The organism is Ichthyobacterium seriolicida, assembly GCF_002369955.1.
Taxonomy (GTDB): Bacteria; Bacteroidota; Bacteroidia; order Flavobacteriales; family Ichthyobacteriaceae; genus Ichthyobacterium; species Ichthyobacterium seriolicida.
This window is the reverse complement of record NZ_AP014564.1, coordinates 1,398,553-1,412,755: the sequence shown is the minus strand read 5'-3', so window position 1 is coordinate 1,412,755 and position 14,203 is coordinate 1,398,553. Positions and strand designations below refer to the sequence as shown.

Below are 14,203 nucleotides of genomic sequence, written 5' to 3'. Positions count from 1 at the left end.
TTTACTTCTTAGCTTTTATCATTCTATCTTTACCTCTAAAATCTCTTTTTAATACAATATCTACAAAGCCTTTTGATTTTAACATATGCATTATCTCTCGTCCAAAATTTTCATTTATCTCAAAGTACAAAGTGCCATTGCGTTTTAACCCTTCGGTAGCCAAGTCACTTATTTTATCATAAAATAATAACGGACTCGAATCAGATACGAATAAAGCTTTATGAGGCTCGTATTTTAATACATTATCTCTCATATATTCTCTCTCGCTATCTCTCACATATGGAGGATTACTAACTATGATATCATATTTTTTATCTAATGAATCTATCAAGAGGATATCCTCTTTTATAAAGTAGATTTTCTCCCCATTTAAATCCGCATTTTTACTTGCTGTATTCAAAGTATTCTGACATATATCAATGGCCTCCACATTAGAATTAGATATGTTTTTTTTTAGTGAAATAGCTATACAACCACTTCCAGTTCCTATATCTAAAATTTCTGGAGAATCTGATTCTAAATCATCTATTATCCACTTAACTAACTCTTCTGTCTCTGGTCTGGGTATAAGTGTAAACTCATCTACAAAAAAAGGAAATCCAAAAAACTCTGTCTTGCCCAAGACATATTGTATTGGCTTTTGTTCTATCAAACACGATATAACGCGTTGTAAATCCAAAAATGCATTCTCATCTATCTGTATATCTGGATAAAGAGATACGTCTATCCTCTTTAACTTTAAAGTATTTTCAGTCCATAAATAAAACATACTCAAACACTCTTGATGAGCATATATTTCACAAACCTTATCGACAAAATATTTTTTTACTTCTCTTAATCTCAATTTATATTCCCACTCAATTTATATTCCCAAATGGGACTGGTTTATGATTTATCATTTTTTCTTAAAATCATCTATTGTCTTTTTTAACATCTCTTCGATATGATTTTTGTCTGTATTGTATTTTATCTCTACATCTTTTTGATTTGGCATTTGTTCTATCATCAAGGTAGAAGACGGGAATGCAAACTCAACACCTAAATTTTTTGCCAGTTTAACAATAGCCATATGTAATCTATGTTTAGATGATTGCTCTACCCCCCACTCTAGAGATTTAAAATAAGTATTGAGCATAATCAAAAGAGCAGAATCTCCAAATCCTGTAAATTCTACATTATAAGATTCAGAACGCGTTTCGGGATGAGCTATGATAATCTCTCTTATACCATACACAAATGATTGTATCAACTCTGGAGGCGTATCGTAACGTATACCTAATTCTGTTTTGTATCTTCTGTATAATCTCAAGCCTTTATTGTTAATGACTATTTCAGCTAATCGGCTATTTGGTATTTGATAGATAGATGTATCTGCGGCCCTAATCATAGAAGATCTGAAACTGACCTGCTCTACTGAACCGACAATATTTTCAGCTTCTATCCAATCGCCTATTTGAAAAGGTTTATCTAAGAAAATCATAAATGTACCTATCAAATTTTTTACAGTATCCTGTGATGCTAAAGCCACGGCTAAACCTCCTATGGATGCACCAGCGAGAACAGTTGTAGCATCTATGCCAAATAAGGTTATAATCTTTAAAAAACCAGCGAATATTATTATCCCCTTTAAAAAATTATCTAATATGGGAACTATCTGTTCAGTTAATTTTTCCTTAGACCCTTCAGTAACCCCTACATACATATTCATAACGATCTTAGCTAGTTTTAGGAATAGATAAATCCAGAAAACAGTAGAAACTATATTCAGTGCTAGAAATAACCATTTATTTATCTCTGACTCAAATTCTAGTGAAGGAAATATCTTGACAAAAAAATTAATCGTTATCATCAGACTGATTACATGAGATATTTTTCTCAAAGGTCTTTGACCAAAGCCTTCATCATTTTTTATAATCCTGTAATATATTTTATTCAGAATGAAGAATATTAGTTTCTTGAGAAAGAAACCCAATACCATACTAGATAAGGATAAAACAAATATTCCTAAAAACTTCCACAGCTCAATATTAAATATCTTTTTATAACCTATTTTGGGTATTAATTTTTTTACTTTTGAGGTATAAGAGGGAAATACATTATCGTATATGTGATCTACTTTCTCAACCGTCTCCTCGGAATAATACCAATTATTACCTTTTTTCTCTAGATATATCAAAGGCATCTCATTTGGAAATAATACGTATTTCGAAAGCCTATTATGTCTGATAGTATCTTGGTAATTAGGATCTGTAGGGATTTTGTAAAAATCCACAAACAGGCCTTTGCCATTAAAGATTTTCTTCAGCTTTATGACTACTTCTTCTGGATTGTCAACAGAATTTGGAATTATGGTCTTAATAGATTCTTTTATGTCATATGAATTTGACTCTAAAAAGTGTAGATGTGTGTATATGGTAGAACTTGGATTAGTCAAATCTGCTTTTACACTATGCTGTGCGTATAAACTCAATATTGATAAACACACTATCACTACCGATGATAATACTATTCTGCTCATAAGTCTGAAATAAAAAACTCGTTTGTTATATCTTCTAAATTCAAGAAAAATAATCCAGCAAACTTACAAAAGTTAGACTTGAAAAAAACACAAACTATTTATCCAACAATTTGGAATTTTTAGACTGAAAAAAATCTGCATTATAAACTACTTTTCCAAAAAAATATTAAACTACTATATTTGCAGACCTCTTTATCTAAAATATACAAAAATTAGTGCTTAGATTTTATACCATATTTTTATTCATATTCACTTCTTTGCATTCCTTTGCCAGTCACAATCGTGCTGGAGAGATAATATATAAGCACTTAGGCGGATTGACATATCAAGTCACCATAATAACTCATACAAAAGCCTCTGTTCATACTGACCGTTGTTATCTTTATATAGACTGGGGAGATGGTACGCCTCCTTCAACTCTTTATAGAATTAATGGGCCTCCTAATATCAACTGCAAAAATGGAGGTGAAATATTAAAAAACGATATAAAGGTAAATAAATACGTCGGCACTCATACTTATTCTTCTAGGGGGACCTATAGTATTCACATGCAAGATCCAACCAGAAATGTAGGAGTTCTAAATATACCTAGGTCTGTATACGAACCTTTTTATATCAATTCTATAATATATGCAGGTTATGACAATTCGTCTCCAGTATTGAGCAATCCACCTGTAGATATTGGATGCATAGATACTCCCTTCACACATAATCTGGGAGCCTTTGATATGGAAAATGACAGTCTGTCTTTTAAGCTAGTCGACTGCAAAGGTAATAATGGTAAGCCTATTCCAACTACGTATTCCAGAGCCTATAATCTAAATGATATAAAAATAGATAGAAATGGAACTATTACTTGGAATTCTCCAAATACAATAGGGACTTTTAACATAGCTGTAGAAATAACTGAATATAGAAAAAGTAATACTGGTAAATGGACAGCTATAGGAAAGATAATTAGAGATATGCAAATAGATATCTTAGACTGTAAAAACACCCCTCCTACAATTGAGGTTGAAGAAAAATATTGCGTTGAAGCAGGAAAAACTCTTTCATTTGACGTAACGGCTAATGATATAGATAATGATGAAGTTTCGCTTAAAGCCCTAGGCAGACCATTTTTCTTAGTTCCAGAAGCAAATTTCGATCCCAAAAAAGGCTCAGTACCCATCACATCTACATTTACATGGAATACGGATTGCTCTTTGATTCAAAAGAATGAATATAAAGTCTTCTTCAAAGCTGATGATTTTCCCCAAGAGGAAGATAGAAAAGGGACTTCTTTTCAAAAAGCAGTTACCATACAAGTGATAGCTCCCAAGCCAAAAGGTCTGACAGTATCAATTAAAGATGAAAAATTCCATTTGACTTGGAATAAATACGAATTATGCTCCAAATCTGAAAAAAATGATCTAAAAGGTTATAAGATATACAGAAAAAAACACAATGCAAATAACTCAAAACAAGAGTGTCTACAAGGCGTAACCGATAGTAATTTTGAATTAATAGCTGATCTAGATGGAAGGGATAATAACAATTATACCGATACTAATAAAGGTTTGCCTTTTGACAGGGGTGCCAAGTATTGCTATGTAGTCACTGCTATTTTCAAAGACCAAGCAGAGAGTTATCCCTCAGATGGAATGTGTGGCGAATTAGATATTACTGTCCCAATAATTACAGAGGCTAGTGTATCGTTTACTTCTATGAATGTACAAACTACTGGCTCAATAAATGTAAAATGGCTTAGGCCTCAAGATTTAAAAGGAACATTAGCAACAACTTCTCTTACATATAATCTAATGTATGCTGAAAACTTGAACAATGAAGACAAATTCACTCAAATAACTAACATAAGTAATACAGACAGTGAATTAAGTTTTTCTCATACAGGCGTAAATACTTTTGAAAAAAATCATAGGTATAGAGTAGATATGTCTAGTGGCAATAGCTCTATTGCATCTACCCCATTTTTAAGGCTGAGACATGGGGATAAAAAAGTTAAGATATATATAGACCAAAATGTTCCATGGCATACGGATTCTATACAGATATATAGGGCTAAGAACAAAGATTTTGTTCAATCTAATGACAGTGACTTTATAAAAGTAGGAAGTAGTAAAACTCTAGATTTTATAGATACTGGATTGACAAATGGAAAAGAAGAATGTTATAAAGTAAAAGTATTTGGTAAATATTCTTCATCTAAGATTACTCAAAAAATTATCAATTTTTCTCAAATAGCTTGTATAGTGCCCAATGAAAATGAGATAAAGTGCACTCCCACTATAAACCTAAATAGCAACTATTGTTCCGATGGTTTATATCGTATAAGTTGGGATAATCCTAAAGGCAACTGTGCAAACTATATAGCTAAATATGAAATACATCACTCAAAAAAAATAGATGGCCACTACAGTAAATTATTAGACATAGAAAACGCTAATACAACTGAGTACATCATAACTGATGACAAATACACAATTGGACATTTTAAAATTAGATATGTAGATGACGTAGGAAACAAAAGCGCATTTAGCAATGTGGTCTCTCTGTATGCCTGTTCAGAATTTATACTTCCCAATATATTCACTCCTAACGGTGACGGAGTAAATGACATTTATAGAATAATACCTCCATCAAACCTAAAAAAGCTAAGTATAGTGATCTATAGTCGTTGGGGCAAAGAAGTTTTTCAAACAAATAATCCAAATATAAATTGGGATGGCGTCAATCAAAATACAGGAAAAAAGTGTTCAGATGGAGTGTATTTCTACGCCTGTGATGTAGAAGTAATAATAGATGGTAATGTAAAAGAAAAGAATTACAGTGGTAATATCCATTTGTATAGATCCGTAGAAAATATGGAAAATTACGGTCATTAATAATATTCAATAAATGTTTACAGGTATTATAGAATCTATAGCCAGAGTAGAAGAGATAAAAATGTATTCAGAAAATATACGGATTAGCCTATCGTGTGACTTTGTCTCCGAATTAAAAGTGGATCAAAGTATTTCTCACAACGGAATCTGTCTGACTGTAGAATCTATAAATGGAAATATATATACCACCACGGCTATTAAGGAAACTGTAGGTAAAACCAACATAGGCTCTTTTGTGGTAGGAGATGAGATAAACGTAGAGAGATGCCTGAAGATAGGCGATAGACTAGATGGACACTTAGTACAGGGACATATAGATCAAACTGGTGTTTGCACCGATATATTGAGAAATGAAGGTAGTGATACTTTTTATTTCTCTTATGATAGAGAATTGGGAAATATAACAGTTAAAAAAGGATCAATAACTATCAATGGTGTTAGCCTGACAGTGGTCGATTCTGGTGAAGGAATGTTTAGTGTAGCTATAATCCCCTACACTTACAATAACACAAATTTTAGAACGTTAAAAGTAAATGATATTGTAAACTTAGAATTTGATATAGTGGGAAAATATATTCATAAGTTATGTGGATATAATAAATAATTTATTAGACTATATCTATTGAAATAACTCTTAAAAAATTAAAAAATGAATACAGAGACAAAAGACCTTTTCAAAACTAAATTATTTGGACATCCAGTAGGGTTGTTCATCCTTTTCTTTACAGAGATGTGGGAGAGATTTTCCTACTATGGGATGAGAGCGTTATTGGTAATATTCTTAATAACAGTAAATACAGGAGAAAATCCCGGTTGGAGTTGGGAAAGAGAAAATGCTTTGAGTCTTTTGGGGACATATGCCCTTTTGGTTTATTTAACTCCCGTATTAGGAGGATATATGGCTGATAAAAAATTTGGATATAGAAAAGCCGTAATAATAGGAGCCGTCCTAATGACACTAGGACACACTTCTATGGCCATAGAGACTCCTCTATTTTTATATATAGGTATAGGCCTTTTAGCCTTGGGTAATGGTTTTTTTAAACCTAATATTACATCTATAATATCTGAAATGTATAAGAATCATCAAGATAAAAAAGATGCTGCATATACTATTTTCTACATGGGTGTAAACTCTGGTGCTTTTCTAGGAATTATGTTATGTGGATATATTGGTGAAAAAATATCTTGGAGCTTTGGATTTGGACTAGCTGGTATTTTCATGTTTTTAGGGATGTTACAATTTTGGTTAGCCTCTCCTATTTTCGGGAGTTTAGGCGAAAAACCAAAACACGATGAAAGCGAAGATGAAAGTGAGAATGAAAAATTAGAGAACACTACCGATAATACAACATTAAATCCATTTACGATTTTTGATAAAATATTAATAGGTGTATTTTCATTACTATCTCTGAGTTGGATATTTAATGATCCAGTATCCAAGATAGGGGATTATAATTTTATGAATCTAGATGTAATTAATTACGACATCTCTAATATTGTAGTGACAACTGCTTTTGTTATATTTTTATTCATAATAGTATCTCGTATAGTACGATATGACACTATTGTTAGAGATAGATTAATAGCCATAGCTATTTTCGCTATACTAAACATATTTTTCTGGGCTTGTTTCGAACAAGCAGCCGGTTCTTTAGCCATCTTTGCAAAAGACTATACTTTTAGAGCACTATCGGGAGAGTCAGCTAGCCTTTTTAAAATTATAGATACATTAGTTACGGTTATTCCATTGCTTATCATCTCATATGTTTTATATATGCTTTTCTCTAGAACATATACTAGAATTAAACTTTCAAATATCATCTTAGGGTTTAGCTTTGTTTTCATTTGGGCTATAGTAATCTACAAACTGTACAATGAATTTTCTACTGAAAACACAGAAGTACCAGCTACTTGGTTTGGTATTTTGAATTCCTTATTTATAATTGTACTAGCGCCATTATTCTCAAAGTGGTGGGAAAGTAAATACAACCCTACTGCAGCTTTTAAATACGGTTTTGGTTTAATACTATTAGGTTTAGGATTTTCATTTTTAGTTTATGGATCTATGAATATCCCTCAAGGTGCTGAAACAGCTTCTATAAGTATGGCATGGCTTATTTTAGCTTATCTATTCCACACTATGGGAGAATTGTGTCTGTCTCCTTTAGGATTATCTTATCTGAGTAAATTAGTTCCACCTAAAATGTTAGGATTTATGTTTGGAATCTTTTATTTGGCTATGGCAATAGGTAATAAAATAGCTCATTCCCTAGGAGGTAAGATAGATGATATAGTATCACAATACGATATGGCTACTTTCTTTTTAATATTTACTCTGATTCCTATACTAGTTGGAATAATAATAATGTTATTAAACCCTCTATTGAAGAAACTAATGCATGGTGTTAGGTAATTTTTGTGTAATTAAAAAAAACAGATGAAATATAATTTCTTACCATATTTAATGTATATTCTTTTAGGTTCAAAATAGCTAATAACAAAGTAGTTATTTATATAAAATGAATGCTTCATTAAATGAAAATATGCTCTCTTATGGGATTTGTAATCTTTCTATCGTTCCCGTCCGTTTAAAGATGGATGAGAAAAGTGAGTTAGTAACACAATTACTATTTGGAGAGCATTTTAAAATTTTAGAAAAAAAAGATAAATGGTGTTTAATCCACAACCCATTTGACGATTGTGAGGGTTATATAAACAGTAAACAATTTTCTGAAATAGATTACTCATTATTCGAGAAATTAGAAAAAACGCCTGCCGCTATTAATATAAATACAATAGCTTCAATATCTAATAATGAAGAGATGCATGCCATACCAATGGGAGCGAGTTTACCATTTTTAACAAGAGATATGCTGACTTTTGACAAAAATGTTTACAGATTCTATGGAGAATCATCCTTTGGAGAATTCAATGCTAACAGCATAAAAAATATTGCTTTTTTATATTTGAATTCACCCAAAATGCTAGGTGGAAAAACTGTTTTTGGAATAGATAATTCTGGATTCGTTCAAATGGTATACAAAATGTGTGGAAAGAGAATATCTAAAAACATAGCTTCTCAAATCGATAAGGGCGAAAGCATAAATTTCATAAAAGACACGAAAATTGGAGATTTAGTATTCTTTCACAAGAAAAATGTTATAGATCATATTGGAATAATATTATCTAATAAAACCGTGATACACGTAACTGAAAAGGTATGTATCGATACTATAGATCACTTAGGGATTTACAATAAAGAATTAAAGAAGTATTCACACAATTTAAAAGTAATAAAGAGGATATTATAATTTTGATTATCTTGGTAAATTTAATTTTTGGTCTTTATAAGAATTGCATTTTCGCAATCGCTTATTTCATTTGAAGCAGATGAACATTATACATATAGAAGGAATTAAAGTATACGCCTTTCATGGTGTTATGGAAGAAGAAAAAAAAATAGGAAGCTATTACAAAGTAGATATAAAGTTATTTCTAGATTTACAAAGAGCAGCTATATCAGATGATTTGTCCGATACTATAAATTATTCCCAGGTGAATGACCTAGTTTTAGAACAGATGAAAATCTCTTCAGATTTGTTAGAAAACTTAACTCACAGAATAAATCTCACCATTAAAGAAAACTTCGAGAAGGTCTCTAGTGTGGAGACAAAAGTCACCAAAATAAACCCTCCTATGAATAATGGAGAAGTAAAACAAGTGAGTGTGATTATCAAATCATAGCCTTAAAACCTAAGCCAAAGTAATTTTATATGGCATCCTTCCTAAGAAAATTAGCACTTTATGCCTAATATTGACAGTATATCTGTGAATAATCCAGGTTAAATTAATCTTGTTACCTGAGTTCGATTAATAATTTGTTTAGTAAAAATGCTTAAAAGCCTTGAATTAACTAGGATTAAAGAGACTCATATTCGTGATAAGTATAATGTTTTAATGCAAGAATTGTTAAATTCCGACTAAATCGACTTTATAAGCATACAAAAAGAGCCCAAAACTAAAGGGGTGTTTCCTTAAATCCGAATAAAATCAAAAGGTTCAAGCTTTTTTATTAATCTATTAATCTAACTCAGGGTTGTTGAATCTTTTTTTTAAAATCTATGAAAATAGTTTAAATTGCATTGGCATCTAAATGCGGATATAACAATATTTCTTTTTATCCCTAAAGAAAAAAAATTTATGAAAAAAATAGGTCTTTTATTTATAATGTTTAGCACATATGCATTTCCCCAAGTTTTCCCTGATAAGTTAAGTTATCAAGCTATAATAAGAGATGATCAAGGCAATATATTGAGGGATAGTTTTATCAATATACGAATAATATTATTTATCAATGAGACTTCCCTTGGCGAAAAGACCGTATATAGCGAAACTCATAGAGTTAGGACTAACAGTGACGGTATAGCGTCTTTAAAGATAGGCGATGGCGATAAACCTAACGTTTATAAAACTCTCAAATTAACAGATTTAGATTGGGAAATTCCTCATATGATTAAAACAGAATTAGATCTGAATAATAATGGACAATACGATATAAAGAGAAAGGGGAAGCTGCTTAGTGTTCCATATGCTATATATGCTAATACTGCTAGAAAAATTATTGTTGTAAATAATCTAAGTTCTCATAGTAGTGCCGTTCCTCTATCAGCTAACCAGGGTAGAATATTGTCTGAAAGGATACAAACTAAGATCCATAAGAATACGATCGTAGATAATTTAAATAGCAATGATGCTAAAAAGGTATTATCAGCGGCACAAGGAAAAGTTCTTAAGACAGAAATAGGTACTAAATTAAATATATCTGATATAGCAGATAATTTAACCACTAATAATCCTAATAAGGCCTTATCAGCAAACCAGGGCAGAATATTGTCTAGAATGATACAAACTAAGATTGATAAGAGTAAGATAATAAATAATTTAAATAGCACTAATGCTACAGAGGTATTATCAGCAGCACAAGGAAAAGTTCTTAAGACAGAAATAGGTACTAAATTAAATATATCTGATATAGTAGATAATTTAACCACTAATAATCCTAATAAGGCCTTATCAGCGAATCAGGGCAGAATATTGTTTGGAATGATACAAACTAAGATTGATAAGAGTAAGATAATAAATAATTTAAATAGCACTAATGCTACAGAGGTATTATCAGCAGCACAAGGAAAAGCTCTTAAGATAGAAATAGATACTAAATTAAATATATCTGATATAGTAGATGATTTAGTTACTAATGATCCTGCTAAGGCCTTGTCAGCAGCTCAGGGGAAGAAATTAAACGAAAAGATAAATAAAAACAACACTCTTATAAAAGACCCAAGAGGCAATCTTATAACTAAATGGTCAGGAAATGGCAGTAATGGAACTAGTGGAGGTATTGGTATAGAAAATACTTTTTTAGGTATAAGGTCTGGTAATGCCATAACCACTGGCGGTTTTAATACGGCTTTTGGCTCTGAAAGTTTGAAAGATAACACTATAGGTACCAGGAATACTTCTATTGGACACGCTTCTTTACACAAATCAATAGATGGAGAAAAAAATGTAGCTATAGGGTCATATACTTTATATAATATGATTACAGGGAATAAAAATATAGCTATAGGAAATGAAGCTGGTTATTATATTGCTGACGGATTAACATTTCTACAGGCAACAAATAATTCTATTTTCATAGGAAATAATGCTAAAGCGCTAGCAGATAACAGCATTAATGAGATAGTTATAGGTGATGACGCTATAGGAAGAGGAAATAATACGGTAGTCATAGGTAAGGAAGGTAGTATTACATCTACTCATTTAGGAGGTATATTGCACAGCGCAGGCTTTAACAAAAGAAGTAAAATAATGGGAGGATTTACCTATAATGTAGGTGATGTAGTTTTTTACGATTGGGTTTTTTATAAGAGAACTGGATCTGCTGTCACTATCACTAGTACCACCCCTACCCCACCTTCTGATCCTAATTGGGAAGATATTAGTTCTGATAAACTGCGAAAAGTAGGTACTAATAATCTCATAACTAAATGGTCAGGAAGGAACAGTAATGGAACTAGTGCAGGTAGTGGTATAGAAAATAGTTTTTTAGGTATAATGTCTGGTAATGCCATAACCACTGGCAAATTTAATACGGCTTTTGGTTTTAAAAGTTTGAGGGATAATACTACAGGTCATAGGAATACTTCTATTGGCTCATATTCTCTCGCTTTTAACACTATAGGTGCTATGAATACTTCTATTGGGCACTCTTCTTTATACAACTTAGTAAATGGAGAAAAAAATGTAGCAATAGGCTCACATCCTTTATATACGATGACTACAGGGAATAACAATGTAGCTATAGGGCCACTTGCTTTATATGAAATAACTACAGGTGATAATAATATAGCTATAGGAAATAACGCTGGTTATAATATTCGAAACGGAACATATCTCAGAGTATCAAATAATTCTATTTTTATAGGAAATGATGTTAACGCGCTAAACGCTAACAGCTCTAATGAGATAGTTATAGGTAATGCCGCTACAGGAAAAGGAAATAATACGGTAGTCATAGGTAAGGAAGATAGTATTACATCTACTCATTTAGGAGGTATATTGCACAGTGCAGGTTTTAACAAAAGAAGTAAAATGAGTGGGTTTACTTATAATGTAGGCGATGTAGTTCTTTACGATGGGGTTTTTTATAAGAGAACTGGATCTGCTATTACTATCCCTGTAACTGGCCCTAGCCCTACCCCGTCTTCTGATCCTAATTGGGAGGATATTAGTTCTGATAAACTGCTAAAAATAGGGAGAAATAATCTCATAGCTAAATGGTCAGGAAAGGGCAGTAATGGAACTAATGCAGGTACTGGTAAAGAAAATATTTTTTTAGGTATAATGTCTGGTAATGCCATAACCTCTGGCGATCGGAATACGGCTTTTGGATTTAAAAGTTTTGAAGATAATACTACAGGTGAAAAGAATACTTCTTTTGGCGCATATTCTCTCGCTGATAACGATACAGGTTCTAGGAATACTTCTATTGGATACGCTTCTTTATACAAATTAGCAAGTGGAAGAAGAAATGTAGCAGTAGGCTCACACCCTTTATATGAAATGACTTCAGGGGATGATAATACAGCTATAGGAACAAATGCTTTATATAAAATAACTACAGGGGATAATAATACAACTATAGGGGCATATGCTTTACATAAAATAACTACAGGGGATAATAATACAGCTATAGGTACAAATGCTTTACATAAAATAACTACAGGGGATAATAATACAGCTATGGGAAATAAAGCTGGTTATTATATTTCTAACGGATCACTTCTCCTGACATCAAATAATTCTATTTTCATAGGAAATAATGTTAAAGCGGAAGCAGATAACAGCTCTAATGAGATAGTTATAGGTAATGACGCTAAAGGAAAAGGAGATAATACTGTAACCATTGGTAATAGTAATATTACTAAAACACACTTAAAAGGAATAGTTTATGCAAATGGCGTACAACTCTCTTCTGATAAACGTATCAAGAGCATAATAAGCATTTCAGATAAAGAATCAGACCTTAAAAAACTTTTAGATATAGAAATCACGGATTATACTATGAGAGATACTGATAAAATGGGTAATCAGCATTTTAAAAAAGTAATAGCTCAGCAGATAGAAGGTATAGTTCCAAATATTGTAGAAAAGAATAGCGGTGTGATTCCTAGCGTCTATGAATTTTCGAAATCGGTAGAAATCATTGATAATATGACATCAATTACTACAAAAAAATCTCACGGTTTTTCTAAGGGAGACATGGTAAGATTAAATTTGGATGATAAGCGAGAGATTTTAGTTAAAGTAAAAGAGATAAAAAGCGCTAATGCTTTTGTGGTAGATTTAGGAGATGAGGTACCTCCAGATAAAGTATTTGTATATGGTAAGCGAGTAGATGATTTGCGATCAGTAGATTACGATGGCCTTACCACTTTGAATATCTCAGCTACTCAAGCTGTTTTCAATCGTATAGTAGATTTAGAAAAAGAAAGCAGCATTATTAAATACGAGAATAGTATTCTTAAACAAGAGGTTAAGGTCCTCAAGGAAGGACTTTCTAATTCTAGAAAAGAGATTATTAAGAATTTAATTAATATCTTAAGTAAAGCTAAGATTATAGATGTTAAAGATCTTAAAAGTTTAATAGAAGAATAATATCGACACTATCGCGTAAAGTGTGTAAATAAGAAATGATATATTTTTTTGTTTTTATTCATAGTCGAACTCTTTCGTCAAAAATAGTTAAAAATTGATTCAGGATTATTCCCCAATTTGGTATGGTTTTGGACCATTTTTTTGTAGCCTCCCTCAGAGCTAAAAAGTAGATTTCATAACAGCATCATCTGTTGGGAATGACAATGTTAAAATAGATTAGACGTGATCTTTTTTTTCGTTAACTTTTTTATTAATCTAACAGAAACCGTCTTCTTTGCCGTTTTTTTTGCACCATTTTTTAGCACGAGAATGATCCTTTTTAGTGTTTTCATATAGTTCTAACAACAGAACGTAACCATTCCTAAGAAGGTATTCATTTCAACAAATAAACAACCGATATTGAGTAATAGTTTTCCGAAATAAAACCTTGTAAACAAAAGACTTATATAGCTGGCAACAGATTCGTCTTTTGGTAATATAAAAACATTGCACAGGCAAGACAACTTATCATAGGTCTAAAAAAAATAGCCAAAAAATATGATTTTATAACCTGTCAGAAGTTGAATCTTTTTTTAAA

At 31.6% G+C, this 14,203-nt stretch carries 8 protein-coding genes and 1 pseudogene; 6 read left to right on the top strand and 3 right to left on the bottom strand.

Annotation, left to right across the window (positions count from 1 at the left end; genetic code table 11):
* Nucleotide 1: 1 nt before the first annotated feature.
* Together prmC and JBKA6_RS05415 are read right to left on the bottom strand one after the other, a co-directional pair.
* Nucleotides 2–844 carry a peptide chain release factor N(5)-glutamine methyltransferase gene (prmC, locus tag JBKA6_RS05420; protein WP_231952043.1) on the bottom strand — a complete coding sequence of 281 codons (843 nt, stop codon included), beginning with the start codon at nucleotides 842–844 and terminating at the stop codon, nucleotides 2–4.
* 51 nt (nucleotides 845–895) lie between these two features.
* The gene (locus JBKA6_RS05415) at nucleotides 896–2,518 is read right to left on the bottom strand and encodes a mechanosensitive ion channel family protein (protein ID WP_096686618.1); all 1,623 of its coding nucleotides are present in this window, start codon (nucleotides 2,516–2,518) and stop codon (nucleotides 896–898) included.
* A gap of 215 nt (nucleotides 2,519–2,733) precedes the next feature.
* Here JBKA6_RS05415 and JBKA6_RS05410 point away from each other — a divergent pair, with 215 nt between their 5' ends.
* From JBKA6_RS05410 to JBKA6_RS05385, 6 genes are all read left to right on the top strand, one after another.
* Nucleotides 2,734–5,403, top strand: a complete 2,670-nt coding sequence (locus JBKA6_RS05410) for a T9SS type B sorting domain-containing protein (RefSeq protein ID WP_096686616.1) — start codon at nucleotides 2,734–2,736, stop codon at nucleotides 5,401–5,403.
* Between the two features lie 13 nt (nucleotides 5,404–5,416).
* The gene (locus JBKA6_RS05405; RefSeq protein WP_096686614.1) at nucleotides 5,417–6,007 is read left to right on the top strand and encodes a riboflavin synthase; all 591 of its coding nucleotides are present in this window, start codon (nucleotides 5,417–5,419) and stop codon (nucleotides 6,005–6,007) included.
* A 45-nt stretch (nucleotides 6,008–6,052) separates the two neighbouring features.
* Nucleotides 6,053–7,819 (top strand): peptide MFS transporter, encoded by a 1,767-nt coding sequence (locus tag JBKA6_RS05400; protein WP_096686612.1) that lies wholly within the window; start codon nucleotides 6,053–6,055, stop codon nucleotides 7,817–7,819.
* Nucleotides 7,820–8,000: 181 nt separating this feature from the next.
* Nucleotides 8,001–8,717: a C40 family peptidase gene (locus tag JBKA6_RS05395; RefSeq protein WP_231952042.1), complete on the top strand. Its 717-nt coding sequence runs from the start codon at nucleotides 8,001–8,003 to the stop codon at nucleotides 8,715–8,717.
* 79 nt (nucleotides 8,718–8,796) lie between these two features.
* Nucleotides 8,797–9,150: a dihydroneopterin aldolase gene (gene folB / locus JBKA6_RS05390; protein WP_096686608.1), complete on the top strand. Its 354-nt coding sequence runs from the start codon at nucleotides 8,797–8,799 to the stop codon at nucleotides 9,148–9,150.
* A gap of 456 nt (nucleotides 9,151–9,606) precedes the next feature.
* Nucleotides 9,607–13,626: a tail fiber domain-containing protein gene (locus JBKA6_RS05385; RefSeq protein WP_096686606.1), complete on the top strand. Its 4,020-nt coding sequence runs from the start codon at nucleotides 9,607–9,609 to the stop codon at nucleotides 13,624–13,626.
* 58 nt (nucleotides 13,627–13,684) lie between these two features.
* Here the strand turns inward: JBKA6_RS05385 and JBKA6_RS07815 are convergent.
* A pseudogene (locus JBKA6_RS07815) lies at nucleotides 13,685–13,830 on the bottom strand (IS256 family transposase); the annotation flags it as partial.
* Between the last annotated feature and the right edge of the window lie 373 nt (nucleotides 13,831–14,203).